Origin of the sequence: Actinoplanes sp. NBRC 103695, from assembly GCF_030269485.1 — a bacterium.
Taxonomy (GTDB): domain Bacteria; phylum Actinomycetota; class Actinomycetes; order Mycobacteriales; family Micromonosporaceae; genus Actinoplanes.
Genome location: NZ_BSTL01000010.1, coordinates 300894 through 325255, shown reverse-complemented (window position 1 = coordinate 325255; position 24362 = coordinate 300894). Strand labels below are relative to the sequence as shown.

Genomic DNA, 24362 nt, shown 5'->3' with positions numbered 1-24362 from the left:
TGCCACAACCGGGGACTCCGCATCCAGCTACGCACAGTAGGCTCGTCGGTGGGAACTAGCAACGACCCGGAGGTGCACTCAGCGTGGCCGAACGAAGTTCCTTCGTCGTTGTCGCCAACCGTCTGCCCGTCGATGAGGTGATCAGCGACGACGGCGAGCGGCAGTGGCGGCCCAGTCCGGGCGGTCTGGTCACCGCCCTGCATCCGGTCCTCGTCGAGCATCGGGGTACCTGGATCGGCTGGGCGGGCGGCGACGGCGACGCCCCGGACCCGTTCGAGCTGGAGGGCATCAAGATCCACCCGGTGCCACTGAGCGCCGAGGAGCTCGAGCGGTACTACGAGGGCCAGTCCAACGCCACGATCTGGCCGCTCTACCACGACGCCGTCGAGACACCGGTCTACAAGCGCCGGTGGCGCGAGGCGTACCGGCAGGTCAACCAGCGTTTCGCCGAGGCCGCGGCCGAGGTGGCCGACGAGGGCGCGACGGTCTGGGTGCAGGACTACCAGCTCCAGCTGGTGCCGGCGATGCTCCGTGAGCTGCGCCCCGACCTGCGGATCGGTTTCTTCCTGCACATCCCGTTCCCGCCGATCGAGCTGTTCATGCAGATGCCGTTCCGCGCCGAGGTGCTGCGCGGGCTGCTCGGCGCCGACCTGGTCGGTTTCCAGCAGCGGCTGGCCGCACAGAACTTCGTCCGGCTCGCCCGGCACCTGCTCGGCCTGCGCTACGAGGGCCAGTCGATCCAGGTGGACGGCCGCAAGGTGAAGGCCGGCGCCTTCCCGATCAGCATCGACACCAAGGACATGGAACGGCTCGCCGCCGACCCCAAGGTGCAGGCCCGGGCCAAGGAGATCCGGGCCGAGCTGGGCGACCCCGAGACGATCATCCTGGGCGTCGACCGGCTCGACTACACCAAGGGCATCGAGCTGCGGCTCAAGGCGTTCCGCGAGCTGCTCGCGGACGGCAAGCTCAAGGTCGGCGACGCGGTGATGGTGCAGGTCGCCACGCCCAGCCGGGAGCGGGTCGAGCACTACCAGACCCTCCGCGTACGCGTGGAGCGCGAGGTGGGCCGGATCAACGGCGAGTTCGGGCGCGTGGGTGTGCCCGCGGTGCATTACCTGCACCAGTCGATGCCCAAGGCCGAGCTGGCGGCGCTCTACTCGGCGGCCGACATCATGATGGTCACGCCGCTGCGTGATGGCATGAACCTGGTCGCCAAGGAATATGTGGCGTCCCGCGAGGGCCGCGGCGGCGCGCTGGTGCTCAGCGAGTTCGCCGGCGCCGCGACCGAGATGCGTCAGGCGTTCCTGTGCAACCCACACGACCCGGACGGCGTCAAGGACGCCCTGTTGCGCGCCGTGGCCGCCGAGCCGTCCGACCAGAAGCGCCGGATGCGCACCATGCATCGCCACCTGCGCAGCCACGACGTCGCGGCCTGGGCGAAGAGCTTCCTGGACGAGCTCGGCGTACCCGACGAGAGCTAGAGGTAAAGGCAGAAGGGGTGGCCGTCCGGGTCGATGTAGACCCGGACGTCGTCCTGCGGCTGGAAGTCCGCCAGCGTCGCGCCCGCCTTCTCGGCGTGCCTCCCGGCCTCCTCCAGATCAGCCACCTGGATGTCCAGGTGCACGCTCATCTGGGGGTCGCCGGGCTTCGCGGGCCAGACCGGGCGCCGGTAATCGCTCTCGGTCTGGAAGGACAGGCCGGCGCCACCGGCGGGTGCCGCCAGCCGGACCCATCCCGGATCCTCCGAGATCACCGACCAGCCCAGCAGGCGCTGGTAGAAGGCGGCTAAATCGTTCGCGTCCGGGGCATCGAGGACAACCCCGGTAACCATCATCTGTGGTCTGGGCTCCATTTCGGTGAGTTACCCCTCAGTCACAAGATTCACGCCACGATTGCGGCGACTTCTCCGATCACGACGACCGCGGGCGGCCGGATGCCGGCCTCGACGACGTCCGCCGCGATCGCGCCCAGGGTGGTGCGCAGGCTGCGTTGTGCGTCCGTCGAGCCCTCCTGGACGACGGCGGCCGGGGTCGCGTCGTCCCGCCCGTGCCTGATCAGCGCCTCGGTGATCGACTTCAAGTTCTTCAATCCCATGAGTACGACCACCGTCCCGCGCATCCGGGCCAGCGCCGCCCAGTCCACCAGCGACGCCGGGCTGTCCGGCGGCACGTGCCCGGACACCACGGTGAACTCGTGTGCCACCCCGCGCTGGGTGACCGGGATGCCGGCCAGGGCGGGCGCCGCGATCGCGCTGGTCACGCCCGGCACCACCCGCACCGGGACACCGGCCTCGGCGCAGGCGATCGCCTCCTCGCCGCCCCGCCCGAAGACGTACGGGTCACCGCCCTTGAGCCGCACCACGAACTTCCCGGCCTTGGCCCGGTCGACCAGGATCCGGTTGATCTCCTCCTGCGCGGCCGACGGCCCGTACGGGATCTTGGCGGCGTCCACGAACTCGGCGTCCGGCCGCAACTCGCCCAGCAGCGACCCGGGCACCAGCCGGTCGGCGACCACGACGTCGGCCGCGGCGAGCAGGCGCCGGCCCAGCACGGTGATCAGCTCGGGGTCGCCCGGACCGGAGCCGACCAGCGCCACGCCCGCAGGCATCGGCTCGGCCGCCGTCGCCGACTCCAGGGCGCCGGCCACCAGGTCACGGACGCCGATGGCGCGGCGCCTGTCGCCGCTGTCGGTCACCGCCACGGTGATCTCGCCGTGCCGGGTGACGGCCGGGGTCCAGGCCGTCGCCGCGTCGCGGTCGTCCGCGCGTACGCAGAAGATCTGGTGCTCCTCGGCGGCCGCACTGACCGCTGCCGCCGCGACGGGATCGTCGACCGCCACCTGCACCAGCCAGGCGCCCCGCACGTCGTCCGGGTGGAAAGAACGTTCGTTCCACGTCAGCCGGCCCTGGTCGGCCAGCCCTCGCAGCGCCGGGGTCAGCTCGGGCGAGACGACCTCGACCCGCGCACCGGCCGCGAGCAGCGCGGGCATCCTGCGGGTGGCCACCGCGCCGCCGCCGACCACCAGCACGCGCCGGCCGTCGAGCCGGAGAGCCATCGGATAGAGGTTCATTTCTCGGAAACACCTGCCGAGTCGAAGGTGGCGACGTCGTGCAGCACGCGGACGGCGGCGGCCACGATCGGGAGCGCGAGCAGGGCGCCGGTGCCCTCGCCGAGGCGCATGCCCAGGTCGAGCAGCGGGGTGAGGCCGAGGTGGCCGAGCGCGACGGCGGCGCCCGGCTCGGCCGAGAGGTGCCCGGCGACCATGGCGGCGACGGCGTCCGGTGCGAGGGCGGCGGCGGCCAGGGCGGCCGAGGCCGCGATCACGCCGTCGATGATCACCGGGATGCGGCGCTCGGCGGCGCCCAGCAGGAAACCGGCGAGCGCGGCGTGCTCCAGGCCGCCGACCGCGGCCAGCACGCCGAGCGGGTCGGCCGGGTCGGGGTGGTGCCGGACGAGGGCGTCGGCGATGACCGAGACCTTCCGGGCGTACGTCTCGTCGTCGATGCCGGTGCCGCGACCGGTCACCTCGTCGGCCGGACGGCCGGTGAACGCGGCGATCAGGGCCGCGGCCGGGGTGGTGTTGCCGATGCCCATGTCGCCGGTGAGCAGGCAGCGGGCACCCCCGTCGGCGAGCGCGTGGGCCACCGAGATGCCGGTCTCGACGGCCTGCCGGGTCTCGGCGGCGGTCATCGCGGGCTCGGCGGTCATGTCCCGGGTGCCGCGGCGGATGTTCGCGTCCAGCAGGTTGCGGCCGCCGTGCAGCTGGATCGCCACGCCCACGTCGACGACCAGCACTTCCGCGCCGTTCTGCCGGGCGAACGCGTTGACCACCGCGCCACCGGCCACGAAGTTGGCCACCATCTGCGCGGTGACCTCCTGCGGCCAGGGCGAGACGTTGCGGGCGTGCACCCCGTGGTCACCGGCGAAGACCGCCACGGTGGCGGGCTCGGGCAGCGGCGGCGGGCAGCGTCCGGCCAGGCCGGACAGGCGTACCGAAAGCTCCTCCAGCGCGCCCAGCGACCCGGCCGGCTTGGTCAGCCGGGCCTGCCGCTCCCGGGCCGCGGCCATGGCCGCCTCGTCCGCCGGACGGATCGCGGCGACGGTGGTCTCCAGGCTCACAGCAACTCCTCCAGGGTTTCTACGAACGCGTCCGTGGTGGCAGTGTCGCGCACGGCGATCCGGAGCCAGTCGGGGCCCAGGCCGGGAAAGGTGTCGCCGCGTCGGACGGCCCAGCCGCGTCGGCGCAGCTCAAGGCGGATCTTGTCGGCGCCGGCCAGGCGAACGGCGACGAAGGCGGCGGCCGGTTCGCCGGCGATCGTGATGCCCGGCACATCCCGCAGCGCGGCCACCAGGTGCGCACGCTCCGCAGCCAGTTCCTCCGCGATGACACGCTCCGTGGCGACGGCGTGGTCACCGGCGATGACCGTAGCGGCCGCCAGCGCGGGCGTGGACACCGGCCACAGCGGGAGCTGCGTCCCGAGACGCTCGATCAACCCGGCCGGGGCGAGCGCGTAGCCGATTCGCAGGCCGGCCAGCGCCCAGGTCTTGGTCAGGCTGCGCAGCACCAGCAGCCCGGGCAGGTCGCGGCGCTCGGCCAGCGACTCCGGCTCGCCCGCGACACCCGGCCGGAACGTCGTGTCGGCGAACGCCTCGTCCACCACCAGCACCCGGCCGGGCCGGGCCAGCTTCGCGATCTCCGCCGCCGGATGCAGCACCGATGTCGGGTTTGTCGGGTTGCCCACGATCACCAGGTCGCTGTCGGCGGGCACCAGCCGCGCGTCCAGCCGGAAGCCGTCCGCCTCACTCAGCAGCACCCGCTCGACCTCGTGGCCCGCGGCCAGCAGCGCCGCCTCCGGCTCGGTGAACTGCGGGTGCACCACGACCGGCCGCCGCACCCCGCGCAACGCCTGCGCGATGATCACGAACGCCTGGGCCGCGCCCGCGGTGAGCAGCACCTCGCTGCGGTCGCGGCGGTGCCGGGCCGCGACCGCCCTCGTCGCTTCGCTCCCTTCCGGGTACGCCGCGAGCGAGGTCAACGATGCCGCGATCGGCTCGGACAGCCACCGTGGCATCGGCGCACGGCGGACATTGACGGCCAGGTCGATCAGGCCGTCGCCGACCTCGGCATCGCCGTGGTGCCCCAGGTCGTACGTCATGAGATCAGCATGACCCACCGCGATGTCACCCTCACTTCAGCCGTTTGATCCGTATGTGAGGTTTATTGCCCTACCTTCGAAGAGTGATGAAGCGACCCCTCTCCGCAGTCGGCCGCGTCGCCCCCCTCATCCGGGCGGGACTCATCGCCGGGGTGGTGATCGCCGGGCTCGCCTACCCGCTGACCGCGATGGCCGGATACGGGATCAAGGCCGGGTCGGACGCCCTGCAGAGCCTCCCCGAGGAGCTGTCCGTCGCCCCGTCCGCACAGACCACCTACGTGTACGCCAACGACGGCAAGACCCTGCTCACCACGTTCTACGAGGAGCACCGCAAGCCGACCAAGCTGGCCCACATGTCGCCGTACATGACGCAGGCGATTGTGGCGTCCGAGGACACCCGCTTCTACGAGCACCACGGCGTCGACCCCAAGGGCGTGGCCCGCGCGTTCATCGCCAACCAGCAGGCCGGCGGCGTCTCCCAGGGCGCGTCCACGCTGACCATGCAGTACGTGCGCATGGCCCTGCGCGACGGCGCGAAGAGCCCCAAGCAGGCCATCGAGGCCACCGAGCAGACCACCGCCCGCAAACTGCGCGAGATGCGGCTGGCCATCGAGGTGGAGAAGCGCCACAGCAAGCAGGAGATCCTCGAGCGCTACCTCAATTCGGCGTATTTCGGGCACCGCGCCTACGGGATCTACGCAGCGTCCCAGGTGTTCTTCTCCAAGTCGCCGCGCAAGCTCACGCTCACCGAGGCCGCCCTGCTCGCCGGGCTGGTCAAAGCCCCTTCCGCGTTCGACCCGGCGGTCACCGACCAGCGCGCGGCCACCGACCGGCGCAACTACGTCATCGACCAGATGCTCAAGATGGGCGTGATCACCGCCGAGCAGGCCACCACCGCCAAGAAGACCAAGATCAAGCTGCGGCTGAGCTCGCCGCCCAACGACTGCGTCTCGGTCTCCCGGACGCACAACGACTGGGGCTTCTTCTGCGACTTCCTGCGCAGCTGGTGGCTGGAGCAGCCGGCCTTCGGCCGGACCGCCGCCGACCGGGAGGAGGCGCTGCGCCGGGGCGGGTACCGGGTCGTCACCAGCCTGGACCCGAAGATCCAGAAGTACGCGATGAAGCACGTGCTCGCCAAGGAGAAGCGCAAGAGCAAGTACGCGCACGGCGAGGTGCTGATCCAGCCCGGCACCGGGCAGATCAAGGCGATGGCGGTGAACCGCACGTACTCGCTGGACCAGGGCGACAACGGCAAGCACACCGACCGGGCCAAGCGTAAGGAAGGGCTGAAGGGCAACTACCCGAACACGGTCAACCCGCTGCTCGGCGGCGGCGACATGGCCGGATACCAGGCCGGGTCGACCTTCAAGATCTTCACCCTGCTCGCCGCCCTCGAGGACGGCAAGCCGCTGACCACGTCGTTCAACGCGCCGCCGGTGTTCCGGTCGAAATACATCACCTCGCCCGGCCCGTCCGCCTGCGGCACGCACTGGTGCCCGAAGAACTCCAGCAAGTCGATGAGCGGCCGGCAGACCATGTGGAGCGGGTTCGGCAAGTCGGTGAACACGTACTTCGTCTGGCTCGAGCAGAAGATCGGCTCAGAGAAGGCGGTGCGGATGGCGGAGAAGCTCGGGCTCAAATGGCGTACGGACGTCGACCGGATGATGGCCGGGCCGGACCGCGCCGACGGCTGGGGCTCCTTCACCCTCGGGGTCAGCGACGCCACCCCGATCGAGATGGCCAACGTCTTCGCCACCCTCGCCGCGAAGGGCAGGTACTGCGAGCCGCTGCCGGTCCGGTCGATCGCCCTGCCGGACGGCAAGCCCGCGGTGTTCAAGGGCGTCGAGGTCGCCCGGCCGCGCTGCCACCAGGCCGTCAAGCAGGACGTGGCGCTCGCCGCGACCGACGCCGCCCGGTGCGTGACCGGGTACGGCGCCGCCAAGGGCGAATGCGGCGGCTGGGAGACCTCGCCGATGGTGCACGCCGTCCTCAACCGGCCGGTCGCCGGCAAGAGCGGCACCACCGACGGCAACAAGACCGCGTGGTTCTGCGGATTCACGCCTCAGCTCGCCGCGGCCGCCTTCGTCGCCGACCCGGACAACCCCGACAACGTCGTCGGGTCCGGCCGCGGCACGATCTCCAAGTTCACCGTCGCCGAGACCCTGAAGGACGCCCTCAAGGGTCAGCCGAAGCTGAAGTTCAAGGAGCCACCGTCGTCGATGGTGCGGTGAACCCGGGCCGCCGGCGGCGCCCCGTCTCGTGCCAGCGCGGGTCACGACCGGCCCGCGCCACCACCAGATCGAGCAGCGTGGCCTCGTCGTCCGCCTCGACGGCCGGCCCGAACAACCCCGGCACACCCCGCTCCGGGCCCCGCGAGATGAACTCCAGCAGCGACTCGAGGATCCGCGGGTCGGCGGCCATCTCCTGACCGGTGGCCTGGGCCAGGTCCCAGCTGTGCAGGACGACCTCGTCCATCGCGACCAGGCCCATCTCGGCGGCCGGCAGAGTCACGCCACCGGCGGTCGCGGTGCCGGTCCAGGCGACCGGGTCCTTCCAGGCCGTCGCCAGCTCCTCCAGCAGGACCGGCATCCGGCTGCGCCAGTGCGGCGGCAACTCGGCGGCGGACGGCTGCGGGGGCGGGCCGTCCGTGCCCGGACCGTCCGCGGCCTTCCGCGCCGCCGCGGCGAACGCGTAGGACAGGCCCTGGATGTGGTGCAGCAGGTCGCCGACCGTCCAGTCGGGGCAGGGGGTCGGTGCGGTCAGGTCCTCATCGGCGACCCCGAGCAGCAGGGCCCGGAGCCGACGCACCGGAGGGTCGAAATCCAGGGGAACTTGGTCGGCCATGCGTCCGCCTCCTCGTCTTTCGCTCGACTTCTCACGACGGAGGTCTTGCCCACAGGTTACGGACGTGTCACGACATCCGCTGTGTCGGCATCGACGTCGATGATCCGCGGGACTGTCAACTCGGCCGTCCTCTCGTCCCGGAGCTCCGGAATCTCCTCCAGCACAGGCGCCGCGAGCTGCTGCGGCGCGGCCGTCTGGAGCAGGTGCGGCGCGGGCTGGAGCTGCGGCGCCGGGAGCTGCTGCGGCCCGGCCGCGTTCACCAGCCGGCGGGCGATCTCCGGCGCACCGGCCCAGTGGATGCCCAGCTGGGACGCGTGCACCTGGCGCCAGACGAAACCCTCCGTCGTGCCCGACCAGGACCACGCCGGACGCTCGCCGGCGCGCGGCGTGACGACCGCGCGGACCTGCTTGTAGCCGGTGATCCGCGCGCCGGCCGGAGCCAGCAGCGAGGCGGCCGGCGCGGTGGCCTCGCGGTAACCGGCCACGATCTGCTCGCCGGTGCGGGCGCCCGCGTCCAGCACCCCGCACATCGGCAGGCCGTCCAGGTCGCGGACCAGCCAGGTCAGACCGGCGCCCTCGGCCACCACGGGCATGCCGTCCGCGGCGAGACGCGCCACCTCGGCGGCCAGGCGGCGGTTGGCGGACAGCTCACCCGCGTACGACTCGGGCAGGCCGGCGCCGACGACGAGTCCGCGTACACCAGGGGGAAGTTGCTCGTCGCGCAACGGATCGACCACCGCGACCTCCGCACCCGCCGCGGTCAGCAGCTCCGCGGTCTCGGCGTAGGAGAAGGTCCCGCCCGGACCACCGGCCACCGCGATCACCGGTCGCGGACCGGCCGGCGGCGACCCCGCGACCGCCTCGGCCGGCGACCACGCCGGGCCCGGCAGGGTGGGCGCCGACGACGCCAGCGCGAGCATCTGATCCAGGTCGATGCCCTGGCCGACCGCCTCGCCGAGCCGCTGCACAGCACGCGCGGCATCCGCGCTGCGCTGCGCCACCGGCATCGCACCCTGGGCCCGGCCAGGCAGAACGTTGGGGAGATCGCCGCGACGCAACGCGCCCAGCACCGGCATGCCGATGTCGTCGAGGGCGCTGCCCAGCAGCTGCTCGTGCCGCGACGACGCGACCCGGTTGAGGATCACGCCACCCAGGCGGACCATCTCGTCGAACATCCGGAACCCGTGCACCAGCGCGGCCACCGAATGACCCATCGACGCCACGTCGATCACCAGCACGACCGGCGCGTGCAGGGCCGCGGCGACCGAGGCGGTGCCGTCGATCTCCGGCTGACCGGTCAGGCTGTCGAACAGGCCCATCGCGCCCTCGATCACCGCGATCCGCGAGCCGGCCGCGCCGTGCGCGAACAGCGGCGCGATCCGAGCGGCGCCGACCAGGCGGGTGTCCAGGTTGCGCCCCGGGCGTCCGGCGGCCATGCCCAGGTACGCGGCGTCGGTGTGATCCGGCCCGACCTTGAAACCGGCGGCGGGCACACCCCGGGCCGTGTACGCGGCGAGGAGACCGACGGCGATCGCGGTCTTGCCGTGCCCCGAGGCGGGCGCGCTCACGACGAGTCGCGGTTGAGCGGTCACTGCCAGTTCCCCCTTCCGGCATCCGTGCGGATCTCTTCCGCCATCCGTGCGGATCTCGCACCCTACCCGGACAGCTCCCGCGCGCTGCGATCTCGGGGTGCCCGGTAGCCTCGCAAGGGTGTACCGGTTCCTGCTGACGCCGCGCTGGCTGGCCGCCGCGGCGCTCACCGTGACCTCATCCGTGGTCATGGTGTTCCTCGGCAATTGGCAGCTCCACCGGTACCAGGAGCGGAGCGCGATCAACGCCCGCATCGACGCGGCCGAGGCCGGCACGCCCACGCCCCTCGAGTCGGTGCTCACCCGACCGGGTGGCGCCGGAAAAGCCGGTCCGTCCCCCGGCGAGAACCTCGCCTGGACCAAGGTCACGGTCACCGGGCGTTACGACCCGTCGCACGAGATCCAGGCCCGTGGCCGCACCGTGGACGGCCAGGTCGGCTTCGAGATCCTGACCCCGCTCGTCCTCGCGGACGGCACCGCCGTGCTCATCGACCGGGGCTGGGTTCCGCCGGCCGAGGGTGGAGCGGTCGCCGCCCCCGTTGCGCCCGCCGCACCCACCGGCACGGTCACCGTGGTCGGCCAGGTGCACCGCTCGGAGAGCAAGCCGGCCCCCATCAACCGCCGCGACGGCCGCCTCGACACCCGGCGCGTGTCCCTGCCCCGCCTGGCCGCCGAGATGCCCTACCCCCTCTACGGGGCATATCTCCTGGCGTCGGAGCCCGAACCTGGCTATCTGCGCATCCCGATCGACCATGAGGACGCCTGGCAGAACGGCGGCTACACCGTCCAGTGGTGGCTCTTCGCCGTGATGGCGCTGGTCGCCTTCGGGTGGCAGGCCCGCAAGGAGGCGCACGGTGACGGCCCGCGCCCCCGCCGCGACCGGGTCGCCGACGCCGACCGAGCCGCCCCTGGCCCCGCCGCTGATCCTTCTGCTGCCGGCTCTTCTCCCGCCGCCGATCCTTCCGCTGCCGGCGGTTCTTCGGACGCCGTGGTGCCCTCCGCTCGGCGTCCCATCTGACGCGTGGCCGACACCTACGCGGAGGATCTCCGCTTCGCCCGCGAACTGGCGGACGCCGCCGACGACATCGCCCTCGGCCTCTCCCACCTTCTTTACGCCGACCTCCGTCGGCACGGGGACTGTGTGGGCTGTGTGGGCTCGGTTACTGTTCGAGGGTGACCTCCGCACCGAGCGATCCCTGGGGTGAGCAGACGCCGCCGCCGAACGAACCGGCAGCTCCGGCCCATCCCCCGGTGTCCGCCGAGCCGGCCCCACCGGCATCCGGCCATCCCGGTGCGCCCTCCGCCCCCACCTCGGGCTACCCCGGCCAGCCCACACCGACCTCGGGCTACCCCGGCCAGCCGACGCCCACTTCCGGTTATCCCGGCCAGCCGACCCCCACCTCGGGCTACCCCGGCCAGCCGACGCCCACCTCGGGCTACCCCGGCCAGCCGACGCCCACCTCGGGCTACCCGGGCCAGCCCGCGCCGACCTCCGGTTATCCCGGCCAGCCCACCGCTCCGGTCACCGGCCAGTTCGGAGCGAACACGTTCCCTCAGCAGGCGGTGCAGCCCTACCAGAGCCCGGCGGATCTGCTCCCGCCCGGCCCGGTGATCGTCCAGGTAGGAGAGATCGGCGTCACCTCGACCGTGATCCACACTCCGGCCGGTGACATCCCGCTGGCCGGCTCCAACTGGCAGGTACACGACTACTGGCACCACGAGCAGCGCATTCCTCAGTGGGCGATCATCTGCGCGATCGCCGGTTTCTGCATCCTCACGGTCTTCAGCCTGCTCTTCCTGCTGGCCAAGGAAACCATCTCGCGCGGCACCGTCCAGGTGACGGTCACCAACGGCACCCGCCAGTACGTGGCGCGCATCCCCGTGACCCACCAGTCGCAGGTCGCCGCCATCCACCACCAGATCAACTACATCCGCTCCCTCGCCGCCCTCTAAACGAGCGAAGGCCCGGCCCGGGACAAAGCGGGCCGGCACGGAAACCAGGCCCGCGCGAACCGGGCCGGCGTGGAAGTCGCCCAGGGCGGAAGCGAGGTCGGCGCGGAAGCGAGGTCGGCGCGGAAGCGAGGTCGGCGCGGAAAGTCAGGCCGGCGGGATCCCGATCGCCTTGACCATGTCGATCGTGTCGGCCTCCTCCGCCTTCTTGTCGTCGCGATAACGCAGCACCCGCGCGAACCGCAACGCCACCCCGCCCGGATAGCGCGGCGACGTCTGCACCCCGTCGAAGGCGATCTCCACCACCTGCTCGGGCCGGACCGTGACGACCCACCCGTCGTCGCCGGTGGAGAGCTCCTGGAAACGCTGCGTCTGCCAGCGCAGCAACTCGTCGGTCAGCCCCTTGAACGTCTTGCCCAGCATCACGAACCCGCCTGTCCGCGGGTCGCGCGCGCCGAGGTGCAGGTTGGACAGCCACCCCTTGCGCCGCCCGTGTCCCCACTCGACGGCCAGCACCACCAGGTCGAGGGTGTGCCGCGGTTTGACCTTGACCCAGGCGGATCCGCGCCGCCCCACGTCGTACGGCGCCTCCTGCGCCTTGACGACCACGCCCTCCTGACCGGCGGCCAGCGCCGCGGCGAACGCCTCCGCCGCCTGCTCCTCGGTCTCGACCGTGCGCCGCCCCACGATCAACTCGCCGGGCACCGCCTCGGTCAGCGCCGCCCACCGCACCCGTCCGGGCTCGTCGAGCAGGTCGGTGCCGTCGAGGTGCAGGAGGTCGAAGAACCACGGCGTCAACGCCGGCCCCGCGGCGGGCCCGGCCGCCTTCCCGGCACGCGCTCCACGGGTGGCTGCCCGGCTGGACGTCTCCTGGAACGGCCGCGGCCGCCCGCTCGCATCCAAGGCCATCGCCTCGCCGTCGAGCACGACCTCGCGCACCGGCAACGCGCGCGCCGCCGCCACCACGTCGGGCAGCCGCGCGGTGATGTCGTCGAGGCTCCGGGTGAACACCGACACGTCGTCGCCGGAACGGTGCACCTGGATGCGGATGCCGTCGAGCTTCACGTCCACGGTCGCCGGGGCTCCGGTGGCGAGCAGGGCAGCCGACACATCGGGCGCGCTCTGTGCCAGCATCGGCGTCAGCGGCGTCCCGACCCGCAGGCTGAACCCGCCGAGCGCCGCCGCGCCCCCGGTCAACGCCGCCACGGCCACCTGCTTGAGGTCGCCCGACAGGAGCAATGCTCTGCGTACGGCGGTGAGCGGCACCTCGGCGGCCTTGGCGATCGCATCGGCCAGCAACCCGGCCTGCGCACCCTGTCGCAGTTCCCCACCGAAGAGCCCGACCAGCAGCCGCTGCTCCTCCCCGGTCGCGGCCGCGAACAACGCCCCCAGCAGGTCCCGCCGCCGGGCCTGCGACCCGGCCCCGGCAACCACCGAGATCTCCGCGATGGCCGCATCAACCACCGCAACGGTCAGCGTGGCGACCTCGGCCGGCGCCGGCCGGTCGCGCAGGCTCGCATAGCCGACCCCGGTCTGCCGCTGCCGCAACTCCCCCGCCAGATAGGCCGACCCGGCCGCCAGCTCCTCCGGCTCGAGCCGCCGCAGAGCGTCGGCGAGCAACTCAACCTTCGCCTTGCGCCCCGAGGTGGCAGCAACAGCCGCCGAAGTGGCGGCGACATCAACGAAAAGCACGAGCTCATCCTGGCAGCTGCCTACGACATTTTCCCTGGTGCGAGCGGAACCGATGGACACGGCGGACCGGCCCCGGCGCACTCCCCCGTTGAGTGGCCGAGCCCGGCCCGCGTTCGGCCCGGATCGAAGGCCCGGACGATCCGGGTCACCCGGGCCGGAAAGGACAAACGGCCCGGGAGCTGTTGGGGCGGGTGGCCGGTCCGTTCGTGGGCAGGTGTACGAACCGGCCACCCATGGGGTGGGAGCCGCGGGGACACGCGGCCCCGCGAACCCGGCCGGGGACAACAGCCGGGCGACTATCGGCGGTGCAGGCTATCGGCGGTGCAGGCTATCGGCGGTGCGGGCTATCGGCGGTGCGAATCCTCACGGTCGGACGAGTCGAGAGGAAGGTCGGACGAGTCGGGAAGGGAATCGGACGAGTCGGGAAGAAAGGAGTGGAGGCCGGAGAGCTCCAAACCAGGGCCCGGACGGACGAACAGGGCGCGAGCAGGCGGCGGCACCAACTCATCGGTGCCGGGTCAGGCCGCTATCGGCTCGACCACCCGGAAGCCGCGCGCCCGGATGGCGTCGGCCACCCGGCTGAGCTCGGCGTCGACCTCACAGAGGGCCGTGGACAGCTCGGCCAGGTGGTCGTTGAGCGCGGTGTCGTCCCACCCGGAGATGTCCACATCCACCAGGGCGCTGACGGCGGAGCGGAGGCGGGTGATCAATTCGTTCGAACGCATGTTCGAATCTTAGTCCCGCATTGATCACCCGAGCAAGCCCGGATCACCCATCCGGGTACAGAGGGAGAGAAGAGTGACGCCCCCGTCCCGGAAGGCCGGAACGGGGGCGTAGAAGAGCGGTCAGGAGCCGAGCTGCGAAACGTTGCGCAGCAGGAGAGCCTCGGCCAGGCAGACCCGCTGGAACTCGCCGAGATGCAGGCTCTCGCCGGGCCCGTGCGCGTTCGAGTGCGGATCCTCGACGCCGGTGACCAGGATCGACGCCTCGGGGAACAGCTCGCGGAAGGTGGCGATGAACGGGATCGACCCGCCGACGCCCATGTCGACGGGCGCGGTGCCGTCCCAGGCGTCGCGGAAGGCGGCTCGGGCCGCGTCGTACACCGGGCCGGTCGCGTCGATCACGCACGGGTCGCCGACGTTCTCCAGCTCGACCTCGACCTTGGCGCCCCACGGGGCGTGCTTCTCCAGGTGGGCCTTGAGCGCCGCGTACGCCGAAGAGGGGTCGTCGCCCGGCGCCAGGCGCACGCTGAGCTTGGCCCGGGCGGCGGGCTGCAGCGCGTTGGCCGCTTCCTGCGCGCCGGGCGAGTCGATGCCGAGCACCGCGATGGCCGGCTTGGTCCAGATCCGGTCGGTGATCGTGCCGTTGCCGATGAGCTGGACGCCGTCGAGGATCCCGGCCTCGGCGCGGAACCGGTCGAGGGGATAGTCGACGGTGGCACCCTCGCGGCCCACCAACCCGTCGACCGCGACCTCGCCGGCCTCGTCGTGCAGGGTGGCGATGAGCCGGGCGAGCACGGTCAGCGCGTCCGGCACGGCGCCGCCGAACATGCCGCTGTGCACCGCGCTGCGCAGCACCTTGACCTCGACGAAGGCGCTGACGAGCCCGCGCAGCGAGGTGGTCAGGGCGGGTACGCCGATGTCCCAGTTGCCGGAGTCGGCGATCACCATCACGTCGGAACGCAACTGGTCGCGGTATTTCCGGAGGATCGCGTCGAGCGAGTCGGAGCCGTACTCCTCCTCGCCCTCGGCGAACACCACCACGCCCACCGGCAGGTCGTCACCGAAGGCGCGCAGCGCGGCCACGTGTGCCATGACGCCGGCCTTGTCGTCGGCCGCGCCTCGCCCGTAGAGCCGCCCGTCCCGCTCCGAGGGCTCGAACGGCTCGCCGGTCCACAGTGCGGGGTCACCGGCCGGCTGGACGTCGTGGTGCGCGTACAGCAGGACGGTCGGCGCTCCGGGCGGCGCGGGCCGGCTGCCGATCACCGCGGGCTGGCCACCGTCCTCCTGGACGATCCGCGTCTCGAGGCCGCAGCCGCGCAGCAGCTCGGCCACCGCCTCGGCCGAGCGCTGCACGTGCGAGTGGTCGAAGCCGGGGAACGCCACGCTCGGGATACGAACGAGGCGTTCCAGATCGGCGCGGACGCCGGGCATCTCGCGCGCGATCGCCGCGCGCAGATCGTCGTCGGAAAGGGTCATGCGGCGACTCTATGCCGGGTCGGCCGGCGGCGTGTTCCCCTCTTGCTCGCCGGGCCGCTGTCCCCAGGTGCGGGCGCTGCGGGCGGCCGATCCGGCCAGGTCGGCGGCGCCGTCGCCCACCTTGCGCAGCAGCCCGACCAGCGGGTCCTGCGACTCGTTGAAGGTTTCCCGGTACGAGTTCGCTGCGGCCTTGACGTCGTCGCTGACCGAGGCGTTGCCGTCGCCGTCGCGCCGCGGGTACTCGCCGCCGAGGATGGCGCCGTACTCCCCCGAGTCGACCCACTTGCGCAGCGCCGCCGCCCGGGCGACCGGGACCGGGTGGCTGGAGTAGATCGTCATGCCCAGCTTGAGGACGCTGTCGCGCAGGTCGCCGCCGCTCTCGTACTCGGCTGCCTGCTCGAGGAAGGCGGTGGTGTCGATCTGCGACAGGTCGCCGCCGCCGGCCAGCTTCATCAGCAGGCGGATCGAGGCGGCCGGGTCCTGGCCGGCGAGCAGGCCCGCGCGGTCGGCGGACAGCTCGGCCTTGCGCCACCACTCGAACATCGCCGCGATGATGGCCCGCAGCGCGATCGCCCCGACCGGCAGCCAGGCGAGGTTCGCCGCCCACTTGGTCAGGATCATCATGATCGTCTTGTAGACGGCGTGGCCGCTGCGCACGTGCCCGATCTCGTGCCCGAGCAGGGCGCGCATCTCCTCGTCGTCGAGCTTATCCACCGCGCCCGTGGTGATCACGATGAACGGCTTGTCGATGCCGATCGCCTGACCGTTGATCATCGGGTCCTGCGACACGTAGAGCTGGGGCAGCTCGGCCACGTCGAGCGTGGTGGCGGCCTCGGTGAAGCGCTGGTAGATCGCCGGGTACTGGCGGTGGTCCACCCGGATCGCGTTGGCCAGGAAGGCGAGCCGGAAGGCCCGCTCGTTCCACATGCCGAAGAACGCCTTCACCACGTCGTCGAATCCGCGCAGCTCGCGCAGCGCCGTCAGGGCGCCGCGGTCGGCCGGGTGCTCCCAGGCACGCGAGCTGATCCCGGTGAGCGTGATCCGGCGTCGTGCCGGCCGGGTTTCGTCCTCGGTCGTCATCGTCCCCACCCGCTTCCTCGCGCCGTCTGCACGGCTGATCGTCACCTACCCCGGCGAACTCCGCCAGAGCCGTTCGTACCGGCCGTCGTCGCCGGTCGCCGCGCCGTCCACCAGCAGGTCGGCGTGCGTGGCCGTGCCGTCGGCGGTGAAGTGCCGGGCCTCGGCCCGCCGCCAGCGCTCAAGGTACGCCGCAAACGCAACGTCATGTCCCCCGTCGCGCCCTTGGTCGCGCTCCATGACCCTGCCCACGCGGAGCTCGAGGGGCGCGCTGACGAACACGCTCAGGCTCAGCTCGGGCCGGATCATCTCCCGCGCCGACGACACGCCCTCGACGATGAGCACGTCCGGAGGGTCCACCCGGACGACCTCGTCGCCGAAGCGCCCGCGGCGCCAGTCGTAGCGACGGTATGCGGCAGTGGTCCTCCGGCGCATCGGGGATAACACTGATTCCTCCAGCCGGTGCCAGAACGTGAACTGGTCGTCCCAGCCGTCCAGGAGGTCGTCGGTGTGCACCACGGGCGCGCCGGCGGCCCGGGCCAGCCGGTCGGCGAACCAGGTCTTGCCCGCCCCGCTCGGCCCGTCCACCGCGACCAGCCGGGTGTCGCCCAGGCGCGGGTGCGTGACGCGGACGGCGGCGGCCAGGTCGGCGAAGCGTTCGGCGGTCACGGCGCTCCCGGCGGCAGCACCGGCAGTCCGGCGGGTGCGCCGTCCGAGATCAGCCGCCACAGCGCCGCCGTGTCCAGGTGCTCCTCGACCAGGTCGGCAAGCAGATCAAGACCCTTTTCGCGTACGGAGGTGAAGCTCGTGCCCGGCGCCGGTTTCCATCCGGCTCGCCCCGCCTGCCGCGCGGCCGTGACGAGGAAGCGGCGGCGGAACTCGTCGGACTCGAACGCGCCGTGCCAGTGGGTGCCGCTCACGGTGGCCGCCACGGCGCCTTCGGGACGCCCGTCGGCGTAGGTCAGCAGTGGTTCCGGGGCGTCGGCGCTGGACACGTACCCGTGATGGATCTCGTAGCCGGCGACGGGCGCGCCCAGGGCGTACCCCATCGAGGTCTGAACGGTCTTGATCTTGCCGAACGTGACCTCGACCGGGAGCAGGCCCAGGCCCGGCACCGTGCCGCGGCGTGACTCGACGTCGTCGTGGATGGCCCGGCCGAGCATCTGGAAGCCACCGCAGATGCCCAGGACCGGCCCGCCCCGCCCGGCGTGCTGCTCGATGGCCGCGGCCAGACCGGTCTCGCGCAGCCAGGCCAGGTCGTCGACGGTCGCCTTGGAACCGGGCAGCACCACCAGGTCGGCGTCGAGGAGATCGGCCGGTTCGGTGGTGAGCCGCACCCGGACACCCGGTTCGGCCGCGAGGGCCTCGGCGTCGGTGGCGTTGGAGATGCGGGGCAGCCGGATCACGGCGACGCGCAGCCAGTCGGTGCCGTGCGGCGGGCCGGGGCGGCCGAGGACACCCACGTACGCCAGGGAGTCCTCGCCGTCGAGCCAGATGCCCGGCGACCAGGGCAGGACGCCGAGCACCGGCCGTCCCGTCACCTTGGTGATCATGTCCAGGCCGGGCTGGAGGATCTCCCGGCTGCCGCGGAACTTATTGATCACGAAGCCGGCGATCCGGGCCTGATCGGCGTCGCTGAGCAGGGCGATCGTCCCGTGCAGGGCGGCGAACACCCCGCCGCGGTCGATGTCGCCGACCACGATCGCCGGGAGGTCGGCGGCGGTGGCCAGGCCCATGTTGACGAAGTCGCCGTCCCGCAGGTTGATCTCGGCCGGGCTGCCGGCACCCTCGCAGATCACCGCGTCGTACTCGGCGCGAAGATCGGCCAGCGCGGCGTACGCGGTCTCGGCGAGCCGCGGCTTGATCGAGCGGTAGTTGCCCGCGGTGACCGTGTCGACCGCCTCACCGAGGAGGACCACCTGACTGGAGCGGTCGCTGCCCGGCTTGAGCAGCACCGGGTTGAAGCGCAGATCCGGCGCGACCCCGCAGGCGGCGGCCTGCATGGCCTGGGCCCGGCCGATCTCCCCGCCCCGGCCGTCCGGCCCGGCCACCACCACCGAGTTGTTCGACATGTTCTGCGCCTTGAACGGCGCCACCCGGACCCCGCGCCGCCGCAGCCACCGGCAGATCCCGGCGGTGAGCACGCTCTTACCGGCGTCCGAGGTGGTCCCCGTCACCAGGAGCCCCTTACCTGCTTCGCGCACCCCTGAACGCTAGCCGCAGCCCCGCCGCCAGCAGCAGCGCGCCCGCTCCCACGATTCCGGAGATCCGCGCCGCGCGCCGGGCGTCGGCCGCCGACGGCTTGGGCCCGTCGCCCAGGAACGGCCGCACCTCACTGCGCCCGAAGTACACATTCCGCCCGCCCAGCCGCACGCCCAGCGCACCCGCCATGGCCGCCTCGCACTGCCCCGCGTTGGGCGACGGGTGATCGTTGCGGTCCCGCCGCCAGACCCGCATCGCCTCCCGCCGGTCCTTCGCGACCGCCACGGTGAACAGGCCGGTCACCCGGGACGGGATCAGGTTGAGCACATCGTCCAGCCGCGCCGAGGCGGTGCCGAACCGGGCGTACCGCGCGGACCGGTGCCCGACCATCGCGTCCAGCGTGTTGGCCGCCCGGTAGCCGAGCAGCCCCGGCAGACCCGCCACGCCGCCCCAGAACAGCGGCGCGACCACCGCGTCGGACGTGTTCTCGGCCACCGACTCGACGGTGGCCCGGGCCAGTTCCCGCTCGTCCAGCGCGGACGGGTCACGCCCGCAGAGATGACCGAGCCGCCCACGCGCCGCGGCCAGGTCGTCGCGCTCCAGGTGTCCCGCCATGGTCCGCGCCTCGGTGCGCAGCGTCCGGCCGCCGAGCACGGTCCAGGTGGCCGCGGCCACGATGACGGCGCGGGCGATCGGCCGCGCCCGGGTCAGGTGGGCGAGGCCGGCCCCCGCGACGACCGGCGCCCCGACGGCGACGGCCGTGAAGACGGCCCCGTTCCGCCGGCGGGGCCGGTAGAGGCGTCGCTCGAGGGCACCGGCCGCCGTCCCGAATCCGGCCACCGGATGCCACCGCCGCGGGTCACCGAAAGTCAGGTCGAGCAGGTAGCCGGCGGCTAGCCCCACGGCATCAGCGCTGTTGATCACGTACCCGATTCTGCCAGGTCTTTCGCCCCATTTCTGGTCCTTAGTGGACTATGGTCGTCAGGTGACCGATCAGGGGTACGCCTTCGACAACGCCAACGCCCAGGCGGGTGACCACCACCGGGCTCTCGCCGACCTGCTGGACGCCGAGACGCGAGCGCACATCGAGGACCTGATCGACCTGCCGGGCAAACGCTGCCTGGAGGTGGCGGCGGGCGCCGGCAGCATCGCGTCGTGGCTGGCCGAGCACGCCGCCGAGGTGCTCGCCACGGACATCGCGCCGCAGCACATTCCGGCCCGTCCGCGCCTGACCGTCCGGCAGCACGACATCGTCACCGGCGAGCATCTGGGCCGGTTCGACCTGGTGCACGCTCGCCTGCTGCTCGGCCATCTGCCGCAGCGGCTGGACGCGCTGCGGCAGATGGTGGCCGCCGTCGCCCCCGGCGGGGTGCTGCTCACCGAGGACTTCACCACCGGACCAGGGACATTCGTCTCGTACGCCCCCGATCCGGTCACGACCGGCGCACTGTCCCGCTACATGGAGGCGCACCTGGAGGTGCTCGCCGCCCACGGCAGCGACCGCCAGTGGGGGCATCGGGCACCCGCCGCGTTCGCCGAGGCCGGCCTCACCGACGTACGCCTCCGCGTCCACGGCGGCAGCTGGCACGGCGGCGATCCGGGCTGTCGCCTGCTGCTGGCCAGCCTGCCCCAGCTGCGCGACGGGCTGCTGGCCCGCGGGCTGACCGACGACGACCTGGCCCTGGCGGCCGAGGCGCTGATGGATCCGAGGGTGATCCTCAGTGGATTCCTCACCCTCCAGACGAGTGGCCGCGTCGCCTGACCATCCGTTCCCCCCGGTCGCCGAGCGGCTGATCGCATTCGGCCACACGGCTGGAGAGCGTCCTGGTCGAGTGTGGACGATCAAGCGATGTGTCGCCGCCGCGCGCCGGCGCATCCTGTGACCGTGACGTACCAGCCTGTGCACCCACCGCAGCCCGGCCTTGCGCGTCGGGCCTGGACCCGCATGACCCCACTGCAGCGAGCCGGCGTCCTCCTCGGCGGAATCCTGGTGCTCTGCTGCGGCGGCGTCACCGGCATCGGAGCCATCGGAGCCACCAGCGACAAGCCGGCGGCCGACCTGAGCGCCGCCGACGTCCCCATCCCTTCCTCGACGTCCAGCAGCACCCCCGCAACCCCCGCAACCTCCGCCGCCCCCGCAACCCCCGCGGTCGAGAAGCGCACGGTCACCGAGACGAAGAAGGTCCCGTTCAAGTCCCGCACGGTCCGCGACCCCAACCTGGAGAAGGGCTCGAAACAGACCCGCACCGAGGGCGCCGCGGGCGTAAGAACCCTGACCTACGAGATCACGCTCACCGACGGCAAGCAGACCGCGAAGCGCCTGCTCAGCAACAAGGTCACCCAGCAGCCGACCACCAAGGTCATCGTGATCGGCACGATGAGCGAGCCCGAGCCTGAGCCCGAATCCGACTGCGACCCCAACTACAGCGGCTGTGTCCCCGTCGACAGCGACGTCGACTGCTCCGGCGGAAGCGGCAACGGCCCCTCCTATGTCAGCGGCGTCGTCAAGGTCACCGGCTCCGACATCTACGACCTGGACCGCGACAACGACGGATACGGCTGCGACTGACACACTCCGGCCCGTGGAGTGGACCTTGCGCCCGGCGCAGACCACGGACATCGACGGGCTGGCGGACCACCATGACCGACCGGCGGGAGGGCGGCCGCCCGGGTGAGCCGAACCCCGGGCAGCCACCCCCGATGCCGTCGCCCCGAGGCCTTGCCGGGGGGACGTCCGGTCCCCGGAGCGACGGCGGTCTAACCCCGGATCAGGCCGGGATCGGCTGGCGGCGGTTGCGGCGCGGGCGCCGCGGGTTCACCTCCTCCTCCAGGCGCTCCACCTCGATCTCCACCTCGGGCGCCGGCGCCGGGGCCGAGGGCGACCCCGGGGCCGGCGGCTCCGGGTCGTCGTCGCCGTCGCCGGGCTTGGGCGTCGTCTCCTTCTCGAACGGTTCGAAACCACCGCCGCCGAGAACCGCCGTGACCGGGTCGAGGCTCGGCGGCTGCTCGGTGAACTGCGGCTCGGTGGCGTCCGCGTCGATGCCGTCGCCGAGGACCACCGGCTGGTCCGGCACCGCCTCGGCGGCCTCGCCACGAACCACCCCGTCCGTGTCGGGACCCTCGGCGCTCATCACGCTCGCCGGTCGGGTGCGGAACAGCCGGGTGCGGCCGCGGGCCAGGTCGTGGCCCACCGACATGGCCTCCACCTCGTACGAGGTGCGGGGGTTGTTCTCCGAGTCCACCCAGTCGCGGGTGTAGAGCCGGCCGACCACCACGATCGGGTCGCCGACGGCCACCGAGGCGCCGACGTTCTCGGCCAGACGGCGCCAGCAGTTGACGCGTACCCGAAGGGTGTCGCCGTCGACCCAGCGGTTGTTGTCCTTGTCGTAGCGACGGGACGTGGAGGCGACGCGGAAGTTGGCGACCAGCGTGTTGCTCTTGATGGTGCGCCGCCACTCCGGCGCGGTCAGCACATTGCCGACCACAACAATGGGTGTGTCGTACACGATCTGCCTGTCCTCTCTGGGGTTGTTCGGTTGTGCGTGAACCATCGCCGGGCTGTCCAAGATCACGTCGGGGGCCTGTGGACAAGGTCGGACTGTGGATAACCGGGTCGGGCGTTTAGCCTGGTGGCGTGGAGACCGACGTCCTGGGCCCGCCGTACGAGCGGCACACCATCGATCTGGGAACCGACGACGAGGGCAAGGTGGTGGCGACGCTCGTCCGACGCCGGGCCGAGCAGCCGAACCCGAGCAGACGCGCGGTGCTCTACGTCCACGGCTTCGTCGACTACTTCTTCCAGACCCACCTGGCCGACTTCTTCGTCGAACGCGGCTGGGACTTCTACGCGCTCGACCTGCGCAAATACGGCCGCAGCCTGCTCCCGCACCAGACCCCGAACTTCTGCCGCAGCCTCACCGACTACTTCCCCGAGCTGGACGAGTCGGCCCGCATCATCCGCAGCGTCGACGGCCACGACCAGATGCTGGTGGTGGCTCACTCCACCGGTGGCCTCACCACGTCACTGTGGGCGCACGCGCGGCAGGGGCAGGGCCTGGTCGACGGACTGTTCCTGAACAGCCCGTTCTTCGACTTCAACAACCCTTGGCTGGTACGCCGCCCGCTGATGGCCGTGCTGACGGCGGCGAGCGCGAAGCGCGCCCCGTACCGGATCATCCCCGTGAAGGCGCTGGGCCTGTACGGCCAGAGCCTGCACGCGACCGAGCGCGGCGAGTGGGCCTACGACCTGAACTGGAAACCGGTCCTGGGTTTCCCGGTGACGGCAGGCTGGCTGCATGCCATCCGCAGCGGCCAGGCCCGGCTGCGCCGCGGCCTCGAGATCGACGTGCCGGTCATGGTCGCGTGCTCGACCAGGACTTTCCGGGGCAAGGCCTGGGACGACGACGTACGCCTGACCGACGCGGTCCTCGACGTCGACCACATCGCCCGCTGGTCACCCCGCCTGGGCCCGCACGTGACAATCACCCGCTTCGACGGCGGCATGCACGACCTCACCCTGTCCGGCAAAATCGTCCGGGCCGAGGTCTTCCGCGAGCTCGCCCGCTGGACCGACGCGTTCGTCCCACCGCCTGGAACAGGCCCGATCGAGGTGCCCCCCGCACCGGAGGACAAGGCGGACGACATCAGCGCGACGACCGCCTAAGATGTGCAGGCCAGCACCAGGCGCTCGTAGCTCAGCGGATAGAGCAATGGACTTCTAATCCATCGGTCGCAGGTTCGAATCCTGCCGGGCGCACTGAACCTGCCCTGGGGCCCGAGCCCCAGACCCCACGCCGTGGGGGCAAGCCCCCCGGATCCCCCATCGGTGCGGGCTGACCCGGGGGAGTCGGTTGCGCGCAGCATCCGAGGGGTTTCCTGCCAGGCGATCGACGTCCGAGACGTACGATCCGAAACTCTTGATCCATTGGTCGGAGGTTCGCGTTCTGCCGGGCGCAGGACGTGCCCGAACATTTGCTCTACGACCTTGATGTCAACGCCGGCCCCACGCGATCAACACGTCGCGAAGGTCCCCAGCGTCGCACTTGAGCGCACCGAACTGGTCAACACCCCAGACGATGACCTCCGCAATGTCGAGATGATCATCGCCGATCTGAAACCCTACGTCGGCGTCCTCAGGCAGAGCCGCGATCCGCTGCAACAACTCATCCCGCATCATCATGACTGATCCTTTCGTTGGAACCGGTCCCGACCCAGCCCAGGAACCGGTCATAGAGGTCCGACACGATCCCCAGCTCGGCGAAGTCGGCGGCAGCATCCGCCAGACACAGGGCGAGATAAACGAGCACGGCCGTGCGGTAGGTAAGGGATTGCACGACAAGGCCGATCCGCGCCTCAAGACACGGCCACTCGTCACCACAGGACTGGCAGCGCCACTCCGGCCGACATGGCAGGTGCTCGACAGCGGCTTTCTCGGCTGCAGTCACGATTTGGACGGTCGAGTAGATGCCTGGTCGCCGTGACGATCAGGCACCGCAACGAACGTCAACGAGCCACACCGAGGACACCATCGACTCTTCGTCTTGAAGGCGAGCAGGCCGGCAAGAAAACCGATGACCAAAGCCGCCACCACCACACCAACCGACATCACGTCCTCCGCTCGTTCATCTGTCGCGCCTCCCCATCGGAGGAAATCGA

The 24362-nt window shown here is 71.8% G+C and carries 24 protein-coding genes and 1 tRNA gene; 9 read left to right on the top strand and 16 right to left on the bottom strand.

What is annotated here, in order from left to right; genetic code table 11:
• Positions 1 to 83: 83 nt before the first annotated feature.
• Positions 84 to 1481, top strand: a complete 1398-nt coding sequence (locus QSK31_RS20190; RefSeq protein WP_285685763.1) for an alpha,alpha-trehalose-phosphate synthase (UDP-forming) — start codon at positions 84 to 86, stop codon at positions 1479 to 1481.
• On the opposite strand, the gene QSK31_RS20185 is transcribed toward QSK31_RS20190, so the two are convergent.
• From QSK31_RS20185 to cobC, 4 genes are read right to left on the bottom strand one after another with little or no spacing between them, the layout of a single operon-like run.
• On the bottom strand, positions 1478 to 1852 hold the full coding sequence (locus tag QSK31_RS20185) for a VOC family protein (RefSeq protein WP_285685761.1): 375 nt from the start codon (positions 1850 to 1852) through the stop codon (positions 1478 to 1480). The two genes, QSK31_RS20190 and QSK31_RS20185, sit on opposite strands and share 4 nt — an antisense overlap.
• Positions 1853 to 1881: 29 nt before the next feature.
• A complete protein-coding gene (gene cobA, locus QSK31_RS20180) occupies positions 1882 to 3069 on the bottom strand; it encodes a uroporphyrinogen-III C-methyltransferase (protein ID WP_285685759.1) in 1188 nt (395 codons plus the stop codon).
• Positions 3066 to 4118 carry a nicotinate-nucleotide--dimethylbenzimidazole phosphoribosyltransferase gene (gene cobT, locus QSK31_RS20175; RefSeq protein ID WP_285685757.1) on the bottom strand — a complete coding sequence of 351 codons (1053 nt, stop codon included), beginning with the start codon at positions 4116 to 4118 and terminating at the stop codon, positions 3066 to 3068. Before cobT ends, cobA begins: the two co-directional genes overlap by 4 nt.
• A complete protein-coding gene (cobC, locus tag QSK31_RS20170) occupies positions 4115 to 5155 on the bottom strand; it encodes an Rv2231c family histidinol phosphate aminotransferase CobC (protein ID WP_285685755.1) in 1041 nt (346 codons plus the stop codon). The genes cobT and cobC overlap by 4 nt, the downstream gene beginning before the upstream one ends.
• 83 nt (positions 5156 to 5238) lie before the next feature.
• Here cobC and QSK31_RS20165 point away from each other — a divergent pair, with 83 nt between their 5' ends.
• A complete protein-coding gene (locus tag QSK31_RS20165; RefSeq protein ID WP_285685753.1) occupies positions 5239 to 7386 on the top strand; it encodes a transglycosylase domain-containing protein in 2148 nt (715 codons plus the stop codon).
• Here QSK31_RS20165 and QSK31_RS20160 read toward each other — a convergent pair.
• Together QSK31_RS20160 and QSK31_RS20155 are read right to left on the bottom strand one after the other, a co-directional pair.
• Positions 7355 to 7999, bottom strand: a complete 645-nt coding sequence (locus tag QSK31_RS20160) for a TIGR03086 family metal-binding protein (protein ID WP_285685751.1) — start codon at positions 7997 to 7999, stop codon at positions 7355 to 7357. The genes QSK31_RS20165 and QSK31_RS20160 overlap by 32 nt on opposite strands.
• A gap of 56 nt (positions 8000 to 8055) precedes the next feature.
• Positions 8056 to 9591, bottom strand: a complete 1536-nt coding sequence (locus tag QSK31_RS20155; RefSeq protein WP_285685750.1) for a cobyrinic acid a,c-diamide synthase CobB — start codon at positions 9589 to 9591, stop codon at positions 8056 to 8058.
• A 118-nt stretch (positions 9592 to 9709) separates the two neighbouring features.
• On the opposite strand from QSK31_RS20155, the gene QSK31_RS20150 reads away from it, so the two are divergent.
• From QSK31_RS20150 to QSK31_RS20140, 3 genes are read left to right on the top strand one after another with little or no spacing between them, the layout of a single operon-like run.
• The gene (locus tag QSK31_RS20150; protein WP_285685749.1) at positions 9710 to 10606 is read left to right on the top strand and encodes an SURF1 family cytochrome oxidase biogenesis protein; all 897 of its coding nucleotides are present in this window, start codon (positions 9710 to 9712) and stop codon (positions 10604 to 10606) included.
• Positions 10607 to 10609: 3 nt separating this feature from the next.
• Positions 10610 to 10765, top strand: coding sequence for a hypothetical protein (locus QSK31_RS20145; protein ID WP_285685748.1), 156 nt, complete (start codon positions 10610 to 10612; stop codon positions 10763 to 10765).
• Positions 10762 to 11541, top strand: a complete 780-nt coding sequence (locus QSK31_RS20140) for a hypothetical protein (protein WP_285685746.1) — start codon at positions 10762 to 10764, stop codon at positions 11539 to 11541. The genes QSK31_RS20145 and QSK31_RS20140 overlap by 4 nt, the downstream gene beginning before the upstream one ends.
• Before the next feature lie 144 nt (positions 11542 to 11685).
• Here QSK31_RS20140 and QSK31_RS20135 read toward each other — a convergent pair whose 3' ends face one another.
• The 7 genes from QSK31_RS20135 to QSK31_RS20105 form a co-directional block, all read right to left on the bottom strand.
• On the bottom strand, positions 11686 to 13230 hold the full coding sequence (locus tag QSK31_RS20135) for an ATP-dependent DNA ligase (RefSeq protein WP_285685745.1): 1545 nt from the start codon (positions 13228 to 13230) through the stop codon (positions 11686 to 11688).
• Between the two features lie 518 nt (positions 13231 to 13748).
• Positions 13749 to 13955 carry a hypothetical protein gene (locus tag QSK31_RS20130; RefSeq protein ID WP_285685744.1) on the bottom strand — a complete coding sequence of 69 codons (207 nt, stop codon included), beginning with the start codon at positions 13953 to 13955 and terminating at the stop codon, positions 13749 to 13751.
• Positions 13956 to 14075: 120 nt separating this feature from the next.
• Positions 14076 to 15428, bottom strand: a complete 1353-nt coding sequence (locus tag QSK31_RS20125) for a dipeptidase (RefSeq protein WP_285685742.1) — start codon at positions 15426 to 15428, stop codon at positions 14076 to 14078.
• Positions 15429 to 15437: 9 nt separating this feature from the next.
• Entirely contained in the window at positions 15438 to 16508 is a 1071-nt protein-coding gene (locus QSK31_RS20120) for a M48 family metallopeptidase (RefSeq protein ID WP_285685741.1), read from the bottom strand.
• 45 nt (positions 16509 to 16553) lie between these two features.
• Positions 16554 to 17174: a uridine kinase family protein gene (locus QSK31_RS20115; RefSeq protein ID WP_285685740.1), complete on the bottom strand. Its 621-nt coding sequence runs from the start codon at positions 17172 to 17174 to the stop codon at positions 16554 to 16556.
• The gene (locus QSK31_RS20110) at positions 17171 to 18682 is read right to left on the bottom strand and encodes a cobyric acid synthase (RefSeq protein ID WP_285685739.1); all 1512 of its coding nucleotides are present in this window, start codon (positions 18680 to 18682) and stop codon (positions 17171 to 17173) included. The genes QSK31_RS20115 and QSK31_RS20110 overlap by 4 nt, the downstream gene beginning before the upstream one ends.
• 10 nt (positions 18683 to 18692) lie before the next feature.
• On the bottom strand, positions 18693 to 19628 hold the full coding sequence (locus QSK31_RS20105) for a cobalamin biosynthesis protein (protein WP_285685826.1): 936 nt from the start codon (positions 19626 to 19628) through the stop codon (positions 18693 to 18695).
• 64 nt (positions 19629 to 19692) lie between these two features.
• Here QSK31_RS20105 and QSK31_RS20100 point away from each other — a divergent pair, with 64 nt between their 5' ends.
• Entirely contained in the window at positions 19693 to 20469 is a 777-nt protein-coding gene (locus QSK31_RS20100) for a methyltransferase domain-containing protein (RefSeq protein ID WP_285685738.1), read from the top strand.
• A gap of 183 nt (positions 20470 to 20652) precedes the next feature.
• Positions 20653 to 21276, top strand: a complete 624-nt coding sequence (locus tag QSK31_RS20095; protein ID WP_285685737.1) for a G5 domain-containing protein — start codon at positions 20653 to 20655, stop codon at positions 21274 to 21276.
• A 199-nt stretch (positions 21277 to 21475) separates the two neighbouring features.
• Here the strand turns inward: QSK31_RS20095 and ssb are convergent, their stop codons facing one another.
• Positions 21476 to 22213, bottom strand: coding sequence for a single-stranded DNA-binding protein (gene ssb, locus QSK31_RS20090; protein WP_285685736.1), 738 nt, complete (start codon positions 22211 to 22213; stop codon positions 21476 to 21478).
• Between the two features lie 128 nt (positions 22214 to 22341).
• On the opposite strand from ssb, the gene QSK31_RS20085 reads away from it, so the two are divergent.
• Both QSK31_RS20085 and QSK31_RS20080 read left to right on the top strand, forming a co-directional pair.
• Entirely contained in the window at positions 22342 to 23370 is a 1029-nt protein-coding gene (locus QSK31_RS20085) for an alpha/beta hydrolase (RefSeq protein WP_285685735.1), read from the top strand.
• Between the two features lie 20 nt (positions 23371 to 23390).
• Positions 23391 to 23463: transfer RNA gene (locus QSK31_RS20080), tRNA-Arg, on the top strand.
• 234 nt (positions 23464 to 23697) lie between these two features.
• Here QSK31_RS20080 and QSK31_RS20075 read toward each other — a convergent pair.
• On the bottom strand, positions 23698 to 23886 hold the full coding sequence (locus tag QSK31_RS20075) for a hypothetical protein (RefSeq protein ID WP_285685734.1): 189 nt from the start codon (positions 23884 to 23886) through the stop codon (positions 23698 to 23700).
• Positions 23870 to 24151, bottom strand: coding sequence for a hypothetical protein (locus QSK31_RS20070; RefSeq protein ID WP_285685733.1), 282 nt, complete (start codon positions 24149 to 24151; stop codon positions 23870 to 23872). The genes QSK31_RS20075 and QSK31_RS20070 overlap by 17 nt, the downstream gene beginning before the upstream one ends.
• Positions 24152 to 24362: the final 211 nt, after the last annotated feature.